The 15,246-nt window shown below is 70.3% G+C and carries 14 protein-coding genes; 9 read left to right on the top strand and 5 right to left on the bottom strand.

What is annotated here, in order from left to right:
• The first annotated feature begins 79 nt into the window (after positions 1-79).
• The 4 genes from OH768_RS43900 to OH768_RS43885 all read left to right on the top strand — a co-directional run bounded on the left by OH768_RS43900 (position 80) and on the right by OH768_RS43885 (position 5,525).
• Complete coding sequence (locus tag OH768_RS43900; protein ID WP_406462218.1) at positions 80-1,930, top strand: right-handed parallel beta-helix repeat-containing protein; 1,851 nt, start codon at positions 80-82, stop codon at positions 1,928-1,930.
• Positions 1,931-2,000: 70 nt separating this feature from the next.
• Positions 2,001-2,414 carry a CoA-binding protein gene (locus OH768_RS43895; protein ID WP_406462217.1) on the top strand — a complete coding sequence of 138 codons (414 nt, stop codon included), beginning with the start codon at positions 2,001-2,003 and terminating at the stop codon, positions 2,412-2,414.
• Positions 2,415-2,580: 166 nt separating this feature from the next.
• Entirely contained in the window at positions 2,581-4,218 is a 1,638-nt protein-coding gene (locus OH768_RS43890) for an APC family permease (RefSeq protein WP_406462216.1), read from the top strand.
• Positions 4,219-4,301: 83 nt separating this feature from the next.
• The gene (locus tag OH768_RS43885; RefSeq protein ID WP_406462215.1) at positions 4,302-5,525 is read left to right on the top strand and encodes a 4-hydroxybenzoate 3-monooxygenase; all 1,224 of its coding nucleotides are present in this window, start codon (positions 4,302-4,304) and stop codon (positions 5,523-5,525) included.
• Positions 5,526-5,532: 7 nt separating this feature from the next.
• Here the strand turns inward: OH768_RS43885 and OH768_RS43880 are convergent, their stop codons facing one another.
• Entirely contained in the window at positions 5,533-5,892 is a 360-nt protein-coding gene (locus OH768_RS43880; protein WP_362978478.1) for a metalloregulator ArsR/SmtB family transcription factor, read from the bottom strand.
• A gap of 59 nt (positions 5,893-5,951) precedes the next feature.
• Here OH768_RS43880 and OH768_RS43875 point away from each other — a divergent pair, with 59 nt between their 5' ends.
• On the top strand, positions 5,952-7,001 hold the full coding sequence (locus tag OH768_RS43875; RefSeq protein ID WP_406462214.1) for a cation diffusion facilitator family transporter: 1,050 nt from the start codon (positions 5,952-5,954) through the stop codon (positions 6,999-7,001).
• A gap of 12 nt (positions 7,002-7,013) precedes the next feature.
• On the opposite strand, the gene OH768_RS43870 is transcribed toward OH768_RS43875, so the two are convergent.
• Both OH768_RS43870 and OH768_RS43865 read right to left on the bottom strand, forming a co-directional pair.
• On the bottom strand, positions 7,014-7,571 hold the full coding sequence (locus OH768_RS43870; protein ID WP_406462212.1) for a YbaK/EbsC family protein: 558 nt from the start codon (positions 7,569-7,571) through the stop codon (positions 7,014-7,016).
• 31 nt (positions 7,572-7,602) lie between these two features.
• Entirely contained in the window at positions 7,603-8,187 is a 585-nt protein-coding gene (locus OH768_RS43865; protein WP_406462210.1) for a helix-turn-helix domain-containing protein, read from the bottom strand.
• A 107-nt stretch (positions 8,188-8,294) separates the two neighbouring features.
• Between OH768_RS43865 and OH768_RS43860 the strand changes: the two genes are divergently transcribed.
• Positions 8,295-9,152, top strand: a complete 858-nt coding sequence (locus OH768_RS43860; RefSeq protein WP_406462209.1) for an EamA family transporter — start codon at positions 8,295-8,297, stop codon at positions 9,150-9,152.
• Between the two features lie 188 nt (positions 9,153-9,340).
• On the opposite strand, the gene OH768_RS43855 is transcribed toward OH768_RS43860, so the two are convergent.
• Positions 9,341-10,138, bottom strand: coding sequence for an acyltransferase (locus OH768_RS43855; protein WP_406462208.1), 798 nt, complete (start codon positions 10,136-10,138; stop codon positions 9,341-9,343).
• Between the two features lie 108 nt (positions 10,139-10,246).
• On the opposite strand from OH768_RS43855, the gene OH768_RS43850 reads away from it, so the two are divergent.
• On the top strand, positions 10,247-10,774 hold the full coding sequence (locus OH768_RS43850) for a gamma carbonic anhydrase family protein (RefSeq protein ID WP_406462206.1): 528 nt from the start codon (positions 10,247-10,249) through the stop codon (positions 10,772-10,774).
• Positions 10,775-10,863: 89 nt separating this feature from the next.
• Here the strand turns inward: OH768_RS43850 and OH768_RS43845 are convergent, their stop codons facing one another.
• Positions 10,864-11,508 carry a DedA family protein gene (locus OH768_RS43845; RefSeq protein WP_406462204.1) on the bottom strand — a complete coding sequence of 215 codons (645 nt, stop codon included), beginning with the start codon at positions 11,506-11,508 and terminating at the stop codon, positions 10,864-10,866.
• 219 nt (positions 11,509-11,727) lie between these two features.
• Between OH768_RS43845 and OH768_RS43840 the strand changes: the two genes are divergently transcribed.
• Both OH768_RS43840 and OH768_RS43835 read left to right on the top strand, forming a co-directional pair.
• Positions 11,728-13,443, top strand: a complete 1,716-nt coding sequence (locus tag OH768_RS43840) for an ABC transporter ATP-binding protein (RefSeq protein WP_406462202.1) — start codon at positions 11,728-11,730, stop codon at positions 13,441-13,443.
• Positions 13,440-15,227, top strand: a complete 1,788-nt coding sequence (locus tag OH768_RS43835) for an ABC transporter ATP-binding protein (protein WP_406462200.1) — start codon at positions 13,440-13,442, stop codon at positions 15,225-15,227. Before OH768_RS43840 ends, OH768_RS43835 begins: the two co-directional genes overlap by 4 nt.
• The last annotated feature ends 19 nt before the right edge of the window (positions 15,228-15,246 follow it).

The following is a 15,246-nucleotide window of genomic DNA, read 5'->3' as shown; positions in this document are numbered from 1 at the left end:
CCGGCCGTAACTCCGTTTATTCATCGGGTGTTTGGCGACTCATGAATGCTCCGGAGGGGCTATGTCTCGGTCTAGGTTCGTGTTTCTGGGGGTGGCGCTCGCGCTGCTCGTGGGCGGCGGGAGTCCCGTCGCCGCGGCGTCGAGAGCGACGCCCGCGCCCGCGGTGGTGAGAGTCGACGCGTACGGTGCCGATCCGACGGGCCGGACGGACTCGACGCCCGCCGTGGTCGCGGCGCTGCGACATGCCAAGAAGGTCGATCACGGGCGGCCGGTCAGGATCGCCTTCTCCAAGGGCACCTATCAGCTCTACCCCGAGCGGGCCGAGACGCGGGAACTGTATGTCTCCAACACCGTTGGCGCCGACCAGCGTTACCGGGACAAGAAGATCGGGCTGCTGATCGAGGACATGCACGACGTCACCGTCGACGGCGGCGGGGCGAAGCTCGTCTACCACGGTCTGCAGACGGCGTCCGCGTCGATCCGCTCGACCGATGTGACCTTCCAGAACTTCTCGTTCGACTACGCGGCCCCCGAGGTCGTCGACGCGACCGTGGCGACCGCCGGTGTCAGCGACGGACACGCCTACCGCGTCCTGTCGATCCCGGCCGGCAGCCCGTACCAGGTGAACGGCACGCACATCACCTGGCTCGGCGAGAAGAGCCCGGCCACCGGACAGCCGTACTGGCAGGGCGAGGACGGACTCCAGTACACCCAGATCCACGACCCCAAGGCGCAGAAGACCTGGCGCGGCGACAACCCGCTGTTCAACGACGTCTCCTCGGTCACCGACCTCGGCAACCGCCGGATCCGCATCGACTACACCACCGCGGCACAGCCGCCGGACGCCGGTCTCGTCTACCAGATGCGGCTCATCGAACGCACGGAGCCGGGCGCCTTCATCTGGCAGTCCAAGAACGTCACGATGCGCTCGATGAACGCCTACTACCTCCAATCCTTCGGTGTGGTCGGGCAGTTCAGCGAGAACATCAGCATCGACAAGGTGAACTTCGCGCCCGATCCCAAGTCCGGCCGCTCCACGGCCTCGTTCGCGGACTTCGTGCAGATGTCCGGCGTGAAGGGCAGGGTCTCCATCACCCGGAGCCTCTTCGACGGCCCGCACGACGACCCGATCAACATCCACGGCACCTACCTCGAAGTGGTCGGACAGCCGGGACCGAACACCCTCACCCTCGCCTACGAGCACCCGCAGACCGCCGGTTTCCCGCAGTTCGCTCCGGGTGACGAGGTCGAGTTCACCACCCAGCGCACGATGACCCCGGTGACGGACCCGCACGCGAAGGTCACGGCCGTGGACGGCCCCAGCGGCATGGACCACGACAAGCCGCTGACCACGATGAACGTCACCTTCGACCGGCCGGTGCCCGCCGGGGTGCAGATCGGCGGCACGGTCGTCGAGAACATCACGGCCACCCCGTCGGTCGTCATCTCCGGCAACACGTTCCGCAACGTCCCGACCCGCGGCATCCTGGTCACCACCCGCAAGCCCGTCCTGATCAGCGGAAACCACTTCGACGCGATGTCCATGGCCAGCATCTACGTCTCCGCCGACGCCTACCAGTGGTTCGAGTCCGGCCCGGTGGCCCACCTGACGATCCGCGACAACTCCTTCACCCGGCCCACCGGTCCGGTCATCTTCGTGGAACCGACAAACCAGGTCATCGACCCGGCGAACCCCGTGCACCACAACATCGCGGTCGAGCACAACTCCTTCGACATCGGTGACGTGACGGTCGTCAACGCCAAGAGCGTCGGCGGCTTCACCTTCACCGGCAACACGGTCCGCCGCCTCGCCGCACCGGACCAGCCGCCCTACACCTCGCCGCTGTTCGTCTTCCACGGCAGTACCGGGATCAAGATCGCCCACAACCACTACGACAAGGGCCTCAACACCTCGGTGGTCTCCGACTGAGGGAATCCCCGCCCGCCGCGCGCCGTTGTGTCACGTGTCAGACTCCGCACGCACACCAAGGAGGCCGAGCGTGTACGGCGACTCAGCAACGGTCCGCAAGATCCTCACCGAGTCCGGTGACACCTGGGCGGTCGTGGGCCTGTCCTCGAACCGGTCCCGCGCGGCGTACGGCGTGGCGGAGGTTCTGCAGCGCTTCGGCAAGCGCGTCGTCCCCGTCCACCCCAAGGCGGAGACGGTGCACGGCGAGCAGGGATACGCCTCGCTCGCGGACATCCCCTTCGAGGTCGACGTCGTCGACGTGTTCGTCAACAGCGACCTCGCCGGGGCGGTCGCGGACGAGGCGGTCGCCAAGGGCGCGAAGGCCGTCTGGTTCCAGCTCGGCGTGATCGACGAGGCCGCCCATGAGCGGACCCGGGCAGCGGGCCTGGACATGGTGATGGACCGCTGCCCGGCGATCGAGATCCCGAGGCTTGGCCGCGGCTGAGGCCGACACAGTGAGAAGGCGCTGCAAGAAGCCTGTGAACATGTCAAAGAACATCTCTAAGACAAGTCAAGTTTCAGGCAACGGACTTCTGTAAATATTCATTCATTCCTAGCCTGAGGCCTCCCGTCCGTTAAGCATGCGTGCTGACTTCGAGAGGCCTCTTGACATGGTGACCGTTGACCAGTCCATTCCGGAGGCCACCAGGGATCCGAGCGGCTTGCGGAGGGACGTCGGCCTGATCGGGCTGACGTGGGCATCCGTCGGCTCCATCATCGGCTCCGGGTGGTTGTACGGCGCACACGACGCGGTCATCCAGGCCGGACCCTCGGCGATCATCTCGTGGGTGATCGGCGCGGTCGCGATCGTGCTGCTGGCGCTGGTGCACGCCGAACTCGGCGGCATGTTCCCGGTGGCGGGCGGCACGGCCCGCTACCCGCACTACGCGTTCGGCGGACTGGCGGGCATGTCGTTCGGCTGGTTCTCCTGGCTCCAGGCCGCGACCGTGGCGCCGATCGAGGTCGAGGCCATGATCGGCTACGCCGGCCACTGGTCGTGGGCGAAGCACTTCCAGCACGCCGACAAGACCCTGACGACCAGCGGTCTGCTGGTGGCGGTCGTGCTCATGGCGGTCTTCGTCGCGGTGAACTTCTTCGGCGTACGAGTGCTGGCGCACACCAACAGCGCCGCGACCTGGTGGAAGATAGCCGTCCCGCTGGGCGCGATCTTCGTCGTCGCCGTGGGGAACTTCCACCCGGCCAACTTCCACTCGGAGGGCTTCGCGCCGTTCGGCGCCAAGGGCGTACTCACCGCGATCAGCACCAGCGGCATCATCTTCGCGCTGCTCGGCTTCGAGCAGGCCATCCAGTTGGCGGGCGAGAGCCGCAACCCGAAGCGGGACCTGCCGCGCGCCACGCTCGGCTCGGTCGCGATCGGTGCCGTCATCTACGTCCTGCTCCAGGTGGTGTTCATCGCCGCACTGCCGCACAGCACCTTCGCCAACGGCTGGAGCCACCTCGCGTTCAAGGGCGACAGCGGCCCGTGGGCCGGCCTGGCGACCCTGGTGGGTCTCGGCTGGCTGGCCTGGATCCTCTACCTGGACGCGATCATCTCCCCCGGCGGCACCGGCCTGATCTACACCACGGCCACCTCACGGGTCTCCTACGGCCTGGCGAAGAACGGCTACGCCCCCAAGATCTTCACGAAGACCGACGCGCGCGGTGTGCCGTGGTTCGGCCTGATCATGTCCTTCGTGACCGGCGTGATCTGCTTCCTGCCGTTCCCCAGCTGGCACAAGCTGGTCGGTTTCATCACCTCGGCGAGCGTGCTGATGTACGCGGGCGCTCCGCTGGCCTACGGCGTCTTCGCCGACAAGCTGCCGCGCCTGGAACGCCCGTACCGGCTGCCGGCCGGCAAGGTGATCTCGCCGCTGTCGTTCGTGGTCGCCAACCTCATCATCTACTGGGCCGGCTGGGACACCCTGTGGCGGCTCGGCCTGGCGATCCTGCTCGGCTACCTCCTGCTCGGCGGCTACGCCTACTACGCCCACAGCAACAACCTGCCGGACGCGCCCCGACTGGACTTCCGGGCCGCGCAGTGGCTGCCCGTCTACCTGCTGGGCATGGGCCTGATCTCCTGGCAGGGCGGCTTCGGCGGCCAGGGCAACATCCCGCTGTGGTGGGACATCCTGGTCATCGCCGCCTTCTCCCTCGGCATCTACTACTGGGCCAAGGCGACTTCGTCCACGGTCGAGGACATCGAGCGCAGCATCGACGAGGTCGTGATCACGGACGCGCCCGCGCACTGATCCGTCCCTCCTCCCCCGCGAGCCGAACCGGCCGCCGTCCAGGCGGCCGGTTTCGGTTGTCGCGACGCCGTCATACTGGGCCGGTGACTTCTGCCTCCCCCCACCCCAACTCGCCGTCCACTCCCCGCTTTCCGGTCGTCGTCGTGGGCGCCGGTCCCGCCGGGCTCACCGTCGGCAACATCCTGCGCGCGGCCGGAGTCGACTGTCTGATCCTGGAGACGGAAACCAGGGAGTTCATCGAACAGCGGCCACGCGCCGGAGTCATCGAGGAGTGGGCCGTCCGCGGGCTTGAGCAACGGGGCCTCGCCCAGAACCTGTTGGAACGGGCGCAGCGGCACACCCAGTGCGAGTTCCGCTTCGGCGGGCAGCGGCACCGGTTCTCCTACACGGAGTTGACGGGCCATCACCACTACGTCTATCCACAGCCGTTGCTGGTGACGGACCTGGTGCGGGAGTACGCGGACGTACGCGGCGGCGAGATCCGCTTCGGCGTGCGGGACGTCGAGCTGCACGACCTGGACACCGACCGCCCGGCGGTGTCGTACACCGACCCCGAAACCGGTCAACGGCAGCTCGTCCACGGCGACTTCGTCGCGGGCTGCGACGGTGCGCGCGGGGTGAGCCGGGCCGCGATACCCCCGGAGCGGGCCCGCACCGCGCGGCACGACTACGGCATGGGCTGGCTCGCGCTGCTCGCCGAGGCGCCGCCGTCCTCGGACTGCGTCCTGTTCGGCGTCCATCCGCGCGGCTTCGCCGGGCACATGGCGCGCAGCCCCGAAGTCACCCGCTACTACCTGGAGTGCCCGCCCGGCGACGACCCCGCCGACTGGCCGGACGAACGCGTCTGGTCCGAGCTGCAGCACCGGCTCGCCGCGACCGGCGCCCCGCCACTCACCGAGGGCCGGCTGATCGAGAAGCGCGTGCTCGACATGCACAACTACGTTGTCGAACCCATGGTGTTCGGCCGGCTGTTCCTCGCGGGCGACGCGGCCCACCTCACCGCACCCATCGCCGCGAAGGGCATGAACCTCGCCCTGCACGACGCGTTCCTGCTCGGCGACGCGCTCGTCGCCCACCTCACGAGGGGCGAATCGGCGGGCCTGGGCGACTACTCCGAGGCCTGCCTGGGCCGGGTCTGGGAGTACCAGGAGTTCTCGCGGTGGCTCTCCGAGGTGTACCACGGCGCCTCGTCCGGCGACCCGTACCTCGCGGGCACCACCCTCGCCCGGCTGCGCCGGGTCTTCCAATCCCCTTCCGCAGGGCTTGCGTTCGCGGAGTCGTACCTCGGCAAGGACCCGGCCGGCTGACGGACCGTCAGTCGTGCGGCGGGCGGTCGCTCAGCCGGTGGTCCGCCACGTTCAACGCCTCGTCGACGAGCCGTCGTAGATGACCGTCGCTCAACGAGTAGATCACCCGGCGGCCCTCCTTCCGCGTGGTCACCAGTCCCGCGAGACGCAGCCGCGCCAGGTGCTGACTGACGGCCGGGCGGGCCGCGTCGCACGCCTCCGTGAGCGTGGTGACGTCGGACTCGCCCGCCGTCAGGGCATGGAGAAGGGTCAGGCGGGTGCGGTCGCCGAGCAGGGCCAGGAGTTCGGCGGCCAGCGCGAACTGTTCCTCGCCCGGGGTACGCGGGTGCGCATCGTGCGCAGGTGATAGGTGCGTGCGTGCGCTCATACGCACATAATGGCTCTGTGGACGCCGTACGTCCACCAGCGCACCGGAAGGGGACGCACGTGAGCGACCAGCACCACCACGGCCATGACCACGAGCACCAGCATCACCACCACGCCCCCAAGGGTCTCCGCCACCGCCTCACCCATCTCCTCACCCCCCACTCCCACGAGACCGCCGACAAACTCGACTCCGCCCTGGAGTCCTCGGCCCGCGGTATGCGCGCGCTCTGGGTGTCGCTCGCGGTGCTCGGTGCGACGGCGCTGGTGCAGGCGGTCGTGGTCGTGGTGTCCGGGTCGGTCGCGCTGCTCGGCGACACGGTGCACAACGCGGCGGACGCGCTGACCGCCGTACCGCTGGGCATCGCGTTCGTGCTCGGCCGCCGCGCGGCGACCCGGCGCTTCACCTACGGCTACGGCCGGGCCGAGGACCTGGCCGGTATCGCGATCGTGCTGACGATCGCCGCGTCCGCTGCCTTCGCGGCCTGGGCGGCGGTGGACCGGCTGCTGGATCCGCGGCCCGTCACGCATGTCATGGCGGTCGCGGGCGCCGCGCTGGCCGGCTTCGTCGGCAACGAGTGGGTGGCCAGATACCGGATCCGGGTCGGGCGGGAGATCGGGTCGGCCGCGCTGGTCGCCGACGGACTGCACGCCCGTACCGACGGGTTCACCTCGCTGGCCGTGCTGATCGGCGCCGGCGGCTCGGCACTGGGGTGGCAACTCGCCGATCCCCTCGTGGGGTTGGCGATCACCGCCGCCATCGCACTGGTGCTGCGGGACGCGGCACGCGAGGTGTTCCGGCGGGTGATGGACGCCGTCGACCCCGAACTCGTGGACCGGGCCGAGCACGCCGTGCGGGAGGTCGAAGGGGTGCGCGGAGTGGGCGAGTTGCGGCTGCGCTGGATCGGGCACCGGCTGCGCGCCGAGGTGGCGGTGGTCGTGGACGGCGAGGCGACGGTACGGCAGGCCCACGCCGTCGCCGTGGCGGCGGAACACGCGCTGCTGCACGCGGTACCGAGACTCACCGCGGCCCTGGTCCACGCCGACCCGGCACCGGTGCCGGGCGAGGCCGACCCGCACGGGGAGTTGGCCCACCACCACAGCATGGCCTGAGTCCGGAGCGGGTCAGGCGACGCCCAGCCCCTCCAGCACCACCGCGCCCGGGATCTCGGCGAACGCCTTGCCGGGGACCAGGAGTTTGCCGCGGCGGCGTCCGCTGCCGACCAGGACGTAGGGGAGGTCGACGACTGCGGAGTCCACCAACACCGGCCAGTCGGCGGGGAGTCCGATGGGTGTGATGCCGCCGTACTCCATGCCGCTCTCGCCGGTCGCCGTGTCCATCGACGCGAACGAGGCCTTACGGGCGCCGAGTTGGCGGCGGACCACGCCGTTGACGTCGGCACGGGTGGTGGACAGGACCACACAGGCGGCCAGCGTGGTCTCGCCGCCGCGCTTCCCGGCCACGACCACGCAGTTCGCGGACTGCCCCAGCAACTCCCGGCCGTAGTGCTCGACGAAGGTGGCGGTGTCGGCCCACTCCGGGTCGGTGTCGACGTAGACGATCCGGTCGGCCGGGACGCCGCCGTGCCAGTCGCGCACGGCGTCGGCGACCGGGCGGGTCAGTTCGCCGAGGCAGTCGGGGGCGGGGGTGGCGTGGTCGAACCGCCCGATGGGTGCGCGCATGACGGCACGCTAACAGTCGTACGGCGGCCGTTCACGGGGTGTCGCGGTGCACCGGCGGGACGGAGACCGCCATCACCATCTCCATCGGCACCTCGCCCCGATTCCCGTAGATGTGCGGGGTGTTGGCCTCGAAGGTGGCGCTCGCGCCGGCCGGCACGAGGTGGTCCTCGCCGTCCACGGTGAGGGTCAGCTCGCCGGTGGTGACATGGACGAGTTCGACGGTGCCGGTGGGGTGGGGCTCGGAGGGGCTGCTCTCCCCCGGCATCAGCCGCCAGTCCCACATCTCCAGCGGTCCGGGTGCCTCGGTGCCGGCGAGGAGGCGGTTGTAGCTGCCGGCCTCGGTGTGCCAGAGCCGTACGGCCCGGTCGGCGGAGACGATGCGGACCTTCGGGCCCTGTTCGTAGTCGAGCAGGGTGGTGATGCTGACACCGAGGGCGTCACCGATCTTGACGACCGTACCGATGCTCGGATTGGTGCGGGCCTGCTCGATCTGGATGAGCATGCCCCGGCTCACGGCGGCCCGCGCGGCCAGCACGTCCAGAGTGAAGCCGCGCACCGAGCGCCAGTGCTTGACGTTGCGCGCCAGGGACTGGTTCAGCAGGTCGAGGTCCGACACGTTCCGCCCCATACCTTCAGTTCAATATTGTGGATGACAGGGTTCACTTTGCTGAACTACGGTGTGATGCACCCGATTGTTCACCGAACTGTACTGCGAGGCACCCCGTGACAGCATTCTTCGCCCTGGCCACCAGCCTCCTGTGGGGGCTGGCCGACTTCGGCGGAGGTCTGCTGACCAGACGATCCCCGGCACTGACGGTGGTCGTCGTGTCGCAGGGGATCGCGGCGGCCGTGCTCGGCGCGGTCGTGGTCGCAAGCGGTGGCTGGAGCGAGGCCGGGCCGCGACTGTGGTTCGCGTTCGCGGCGGGCTTGGTGGGGCCGATCGCGCTCCTCTCCTTCTACAAGGCGCTCGCGCTGGGCCCGATGGGCGTCGTCTCGCCGCTCGCCACGCTGAGCGTGGCCGTGCCGGTCGGCGTCGGACTGTTCCTCGGGGAGCGGCCCGGGCTGATGCAGGTGGCGGGGATCGCGGTCGCCGTCACCGGGGTCGTCCTGGCGGGCGGTCCGCAGTTGCGGGGTGCGCCTGTGCAGCGGCAGACCATCCTGCTGACGCTGATCGCCGCGCTCGGCTTCGGCACGGTGTTCGCGCTGATCGCGGAGGCGTCCACCAGTGTCACCGGTCTCTTCCTCGCCCTGTTCGTGCAGCGGCTGACGAACGTGGCCACGGGCGGGGCCGCGCTCTACGTCTCCGTACGGCGGGGCGGGACCGCGCTCCCGGAGGGCGGCTTCCGCTGGGCCTCGCTGCCGGCGCTGGCCTTCGTGGGACTCGCCGACGTCGCGGCCAACGGGACGTACTCGATCGCCGCGCAGCACGGGCCGGTGACCGTGGCGGCGGTGCTCGCCTCGCTCTACCCGGTGGTGACGTCCCTGGCCGCGCGCGGATTCCTGAGTGAGCGACTGCGGGCGGTACAGGCGGCGGGGGCGGGATTGGTGCTGGTGGGGACGTTGTTGCTGGCTACGGGGTGAAGCGAAGGGAAGTGGCCGGCGGCAGAGCTCGGGACCAAGGCCGACGACTGGGCACCCGGCACTGACGGCGGAGGTGCGGGGCCGGGACCGGCGGCTGGCGGCTGGCGGCTGGCGGCTGGCGGCTGGCGGCTGGCGGCTGGCGGCTGGCGCGCAAACGGTTCGGATCAGGATCAGGATCCGGCGCCGGATCAGGTCTCCGCGTCCAGTTCCGCCAGCCGCGCGATCGTGTCGTCGTCGAGTTCGGCGAGCCGCGCCGCGGTCTCCTCGTCCAGGCCCGCGAGCGCGTTCAGCTGGTCCGGGGTGACACCCTCGGGGATCGGCACCGGCGCCGGGGTCCGCAGCGGTGGCTGCCAGCCCTCCGCCGGAGTCCAGCGGCGTACGACCCGTGCGGGCGCCCCCGCCACCACGGCATGGTCGGGCACCGTGCCCCGGACCACCGCGCCGGCCGCCACCACCACGTTCCGGCCGATCCGCGCACCCGGCAGGATCACCGCGCCGGTGCCGATCCAGCAGCCCGGACCGATCTCGACGGGTTCCATGCGCGGCCACTGCTTGCCGATGGGCTCGTGCGGGTCGTCGTAGGAGTGGTTCGTGGAGGTGACGTAGACGTACGGCCCGAAGTAGCAGTCGCTGCCGATGGTGACCGTCGTGTCGGCGATGACGTGGCTGCCGCGGCCGAGGACGACGCCGTCGCCGAGGCGCAGGATGGGGTCGGGGCCGAGGTCGAGGTCGGGCATCAGGCCCGCGGTGAGGGTGACCTGTTCGCCGACGATGCAGTGGGCGCCGAGGTGGATCCACGGTTCGCCGAAGACGGTGCCCAGCGGGAAGGCGAGTCTGGTACCTGTTCCCATCGCGCCGAAGCGGAACCGTCCCGGGTGTGCGGCGGTCACGGAGCCCGTGCGCTGCACCCAGGCCCAGCCCGCGTGGACGGCGCGTTGCGCGAGGTGGCGCCGCCATTCTGAGAACGTGTTCTTGCGCTTGGGCACCCGCTCACGGTACTCAGCGTGAGCCGCACCCATGAGGTCCGGCCGCTGTGATCTTCGCCCTACCGCATGACATACGGTGCGGGTGTCTTCGACGAGAGGGAGAGCACGATGACGCACAAGGCGTTGATCACGGGTATCGGCGGCCGGGAACCGAGGGTCGACGAGGAGGCGTTCGTCGCCCCTACGGCTTCGGTGATCGGGGACGTGTCGGTGTCGGCGGGGGCGAGCGTTTGGTATGGCGCCGTGTTGCGCGGTGACGTCGAGCGGATCGTCGTCGGAGCCAGCAGCAATATTCAGGACAACTGCACGCTGCACGCCGACCCCGGGTTTCCGGTGAGCGTCGGGGAGCGGGTGTCCGTCGGGCACAACGCCGTTGTGCATGGGGCGACCGTCGAGGACGACTGTTTGATCGGGATGGGGGCTACGGTGCTCAACGGGGCGGTGATCGGGGCGGGTTCGCTTGTCGCTGCGCAGGCGTTGGTGCCGCAGGGGATGGTTGTGCCGGCGGGGTCACTGGTTGCGGGGGTGCCGGCGAAGGTGCGGCGGGAGTTGAGTGCCGAGGAGCGGGAGGGGTTGACCCTCAACGGGACCATGTATGCGGAGTTGGCCAAGGCGCACAAGGGGGTGCATGAGTAGACCGTTGGCGGGTGGCCGGTTCGTTGTGGCTGGTCGCGCCCACGCGGCGGAGCCGCACATCAAACACAGCCCCGCGCCCCTTTGGGGCTTTACTCGCCTGCGTTGACCGGCTCGGGCTGGTTCTTCTCTGCTGACATCTTCTGGGCCTTCCGCCTGACCATCAGCATGGAGGCCAGGCCCACCAGTACTGCCGCCGCCAGGCCGAAGTACGAGAAGCGCTTGAGCCAGTCCTCGGCGACGATTCCTACGTAGTAGACGACTGCCGTGGTGCCGCCCGCCCAGATGACTCCGCCGAGGAGGTTGGCGGTCAGGAACTTCCAGTACGGCATGTGCAGTACGCCTGCGAGCGGGCCGGCGAAGATGCGGAGCAGGGCGATGAAGCGGCCGAAGAAGACGGCCCACATGCCCCACTTCTCGAAGGACCGCTCGGCGGTGGCGACATGACCTTCGCTGAAGTGTCTGGGGAACTTGTTGCCGAGCCAGGCGAGCAGGGGGCGTCCGCCCTTGCGGCCGATCGCGTAGCCGATGGAGTCGCCGGTCACGGCGCCGAGGCTGGCGCAGGCGCCGAGGACGATCGGATTGATGCCGGAGTGCTGAGAGGAGAGCAGTGCCGCCGAGACCAGGACGATCTCGCCCGGCAGCGGGATGCCCAGGCTCTCCACCCCGATGACCAGCGCCACCACGGCGTAGACGGCCACCGGGGGAACCGTGTCGAGCCATTCCTGGACGTGCACCGCCGGTCCTCCCGAATTCACGTACTGCCTTGCGGGCGTGCGCCGCGCACATGGGCGCACTTGGGAAGCCTACCGCTCGGCGTCACGCGTCGACGCCCCCGCCGATCGACCGCATCGGAACCGCTCCGTTACCTACTGGGCGGGCGGAAAGGGCTCCCACTTCCCCCAATTCACTTAAGGTAGCCTTGCCTAAGTTGACCGGTTTCCGGAGGGTGGCTGGTGGGAGCAGGGGAACTGTCGGGGCGGGACGTCCTGGCACGCTCGGTCAAGGGACAGCTACGAAGCGTCGCTCTCGGCTCGGCGCTCGGATGCGTGCACCAACTGGGGGAAGCCCTGGTGCCGGTGCTCATCGGTGTCGTCATCGACCAGGCCGTCGCAGGTCAGAACGCCGGACGTCTGATGCTCTGGCTCGGCGCACTGGCCCTCATGTACGTGACGCTGTCGTGGAGTTTCCGGCTGGGCGCCAAGGCCGGTGAGCGCGGTGCCGAAGAGGCCGCGCACACACTCCGGTTGGCGATCGTGGGCCGGGTGCTCGATGCCCGGGGCGGTGCGGAGGAAGGGCGGCTGCCCGGCGAACTCGCCAATGTCGCCACCGAGGACGCCAAGCGGGTAGGCGCAGTCAACATGGCGCTGATGAGCGGGATTTGGGCGATCGCCGGGGTCGCCGTGAGTGCCGTCGCGCTGCTGCTGATCTCCGTGACGCTCGGGCTGATCGTGCTGCTGGGGACGCCTGTTCTGCTGTGGCTGGGGCATCTGCTGTCCAAGCCGTTGGAGCGGCGCAGCGAGGCCGAGCAGGACCGGGCCGCCCATGCCTCGGGCGTGGCCGCCGACCTGGTGGCCGGGCTGCGGGTGCTCAAGGGGCTCGGGGCGCAGCAGGCCGCCGTCGAGCGGTATCGGCGTACGAGTCGTATCTCCCTCGCCGCCACGCTGCGTTCGGCGCGCGCCGAGTCCTGGCAGACCGGGCTCGTACTCGCGCTCACCGGTGGATTCATCGCGCTGATCGCCCTGGTGGGCGGACGGCTCGCCCTCAACGGGTCCCTTACGCTGGGGCAGTTGGTGTCGGCGGTGGGGCTCGCGCTGTTCCTGCTGGGGCCGTTGGAGACGTTCGCGTGGGTCAACGCCGAGCTGGCGCAGGGCCGCGCCTCGGCCGCCCGGGTCGCGGAGGTGCTCGCCGCCGGACCCGCGATCGTGGGCGGCGACGACCCGGTCGCCGAGCCCGTGCGCGGCGGACTGCGACTGCGGGGTGTCCGGCTCGGTGGCCTGGACGGCATCGATCTCGACCTGGCCGCCGGGAAGTTGACCGGTATCGCGGTGACCGATCTGTCCGGCGCCGAAGCCCTGTTGCGCTGTCTGGGACGGGAGACCGACCCCGAGTCGGGCTCGGTGCAGCTGGACGGCGTACCGCTGACTCGGCTGGATCCGACGGGACTTCGGGCGACGGTGCTGGTCGCAGCGCACGACGCGGCCCTGTTCGACGGATCGTTGGCGGCGAACGTGACTCCGGAGGAGGAATCAGCTCCGGGTGCGGATGGCGACCATCTCCTTACCGAGCGCGCCATGGCCGCCGCCCGCGCCGACGAAGTCGCCGAGTCGCTGCCGTACGGGACCGCCACCGGTGTCGGTGAGGGTGGTCGATCCCTGTCGGGCGGGCAGCGTCAACGCGTCCTACTGGCACGGGCGTTGCGTGTCGGGTCGCCCGTCCTGGTCGTGCACGATCCGACGACGGCCGTCGACACGGTGACCGAGGCCCGTATCGCGGAGGGGCTGCGCGAGTTCCGGCAGGGCCGCACCACGATCGTCGTGACCAACAGCCCGGCACTCCTCGCCGTCACCGACCACGTGATCCTCCTCGACGCCGGGCGCGTCGGCGCCGAGGGCACCCACGCGGATCTGGTGCGGACCGATGCGACCTACCGGACGGCGGTGCTGGCATGACGACGGAAGACATACGGACGGACTCCGACCGGGCTCTCCTCCCCACCGCCACGCCCGCCCGCACCCGTGCCGCTGTGCGCGAACTTCTGCGTCCGCAGCGGGGCTTGGCCTTCGCCGGGTTCGGGCTGATGGTGGTCGCCACCGCCGTCGGGCTGCTCACCCAGCCGCTGCTGGGCCATATCGTCGACGTGGTCACCGAGCTCCGCTCCCCCGACGCGCTCACGCTGCCCGTGGTCGCGCTGGCCGGGGTCGCCGTGGTCCAAGGGGTGACGACCGCGCTGGGCATGTCGCTGGTGTCCCGGCTCGGGGAGACCGCGCTCGCGCGGCTGCGCGAACTGTTCGTCGAGCGGGCGTTGTCGCTGCCCCTGGACCGGATCGAGAAGGCAGGTTCCGGTGACCTCAACTCCCGTGTCACGCGGGATGTTTCGCGGGTGGCGGACGCGGTGCGCGGTGCGCTGCCCGAACTGGCGCGGTCCGCGTTGTCGATCGTCCTGACCCTGGGCGCGCTCGCCCTGCTGGACTGGCGGTTCCTGCTCGCCGCGCTGATCGCCGTGCCCGTGCAGGCGCACACCGCCCGTTGGTATGTGCGCAACGCCGTTCCCCTGTACGCCAAGGAGCGCATCGCGACCGGGACCCAGCAGCAGCAGTTGCTGGACACCATCGGCGGGGCCCGGACAGTACGGGCGTACCGGCTGCAGAAGGGGCACACCCGGCAGGTCACCGAACGCTCGCGTGTGGCCGTGGAGTTGACGATGAGCGGGGTGCGGCTGATGCTGCGCTTCTACAGTCGGCTGCACATCGCCGAGTACCTGGGTCTGTCCGCCGTCCTGATCACCGGGTTCCTGCTGGTGCGCGACGGGTCCGCCTCGGTCGGTACGGCCACCGCGGCCGCCCTGTACTTCCACAGTCTCTTCGGGCCGGTCAACACCGCGCTGGTGCTGCTGGACGACGCCCAGTCGGCAACAGCGGGGCTGGCACGCCTCGTCGGGGTCGTGGACGAACCCGCGCCGGTGGTCGCCGGGCGCGTTGACGACCGTACGACCGCGGCCGGACCCCCGTCCGTGACGCTGACCGGAGTCTCGCACGCATATGTGCCGGGCCGCCCGGTGCTGCACGACGTCGACCTGGAGATCCGGCCCAAGGAGCGGGTCGCGCTGGTCGGGACGACCGGTGCGGGCAAGACGACGCTCGCCAAGCTGGTCGCAGGGCTGCACCGCCCGCAGGCGGGGCGGATCGATGTCGGCGGCGAAGAGCCGGACGAGGCCGGGCAGTTGGTCGGGCTCGTCACGCAGGAGGTCCATGTCTTCGCCGGGCCGCTCGTCGACGATCTGCGGCTGGCCCGCCCGGACGCGCACATCGAGGAACTGCGGGAGGCGCTCGAAACGGTGGGCGCGCTCGGCTGGTCCGAGGCGCTGCCGGAGGGCCTGGACACGGTCGTGGGCGACGGTGGTCACCGGCTGACCGCCGACCGCGCTCAGCAACTCGCCCTGGCCCGGCTGCTGTTGGCGGATCCGCCGGTCGTCGTGCTCGACGAGGCGACGGCGGAGGCGGGCAGTTCGGGCGCCCGTCAGCTCGACGAAGCCGCCGAACAGGCCCTGCGCGGCCGCACGGCACTGGTCGTGGCGCACCGGCTGAGCCAGGCCGCCTCCGCGGACCGGGTGGTCGTCCTCAGTGACGGCCGGGTCGTGGAGAACGGCACGCACGACGAACTCCTCGCCGCCCAGGGCCAGTACGCCGCTCTCTGGCAGGCCTGGTCCGGCAGCCGCTCCTCCGACACCCCCTAAACCCGTCACCCCCCGCCGA

Origin of the sequence: Streptomyces sp. NBC_01622 (assembly GCF_045209635.1) — a bacterium.
GTDB lineage: Bacteria > Actinomycetota > Actinomycetes > Streptomycetales > Streptomycetaceae > Streptomyces.
The sequence above is the reverse complement of the archived record's forward strand: the minus strand, read 5'-3'. Positions and strand labels throughout refer to the sequence as shown.

What these genes read in the sequence shown, in the direction of transcription:
- OH768_RS43890 (WP_406462216.1), top strand. Translation starts at nt 2,581, where the DNA reads ATGGTGACCGTTGACCAGTCCATTCCGGAGGCCACCAGGGATCCGAGC.
- OH768_RS43880 (WP_362978478.1), bottom strand. Translation starts at nt 5,892, where the DNA reads ATGAGCGCACGCACGCACCTATCACCTGCGCACGATGCGCACCCGCGT.
- OH768_RS43870 (WP_406462212.1), bottom strand. Translation starts at nt 7,571, where the DNA reads ATGCGCGCACCCATCGGGCGGTTCGACCACGCCACCCCCGCCCCCGAC.
- OH768_RS43850 (WP_406462206.1), top strand. Translation starts at nt 10,247, where the DNA reads ATGACGCACAAGGCGTTGATCACGGGTATCGGCGGCCGGGAACCGAGG.
- OH768_RS43835 (WP_406462200.1), top strand. Translation starts at nt 13,440, where the DNA reads ATGACGACGGAAGACATACGGACGGACTCCGACCGGGCTCTCCTCCCC.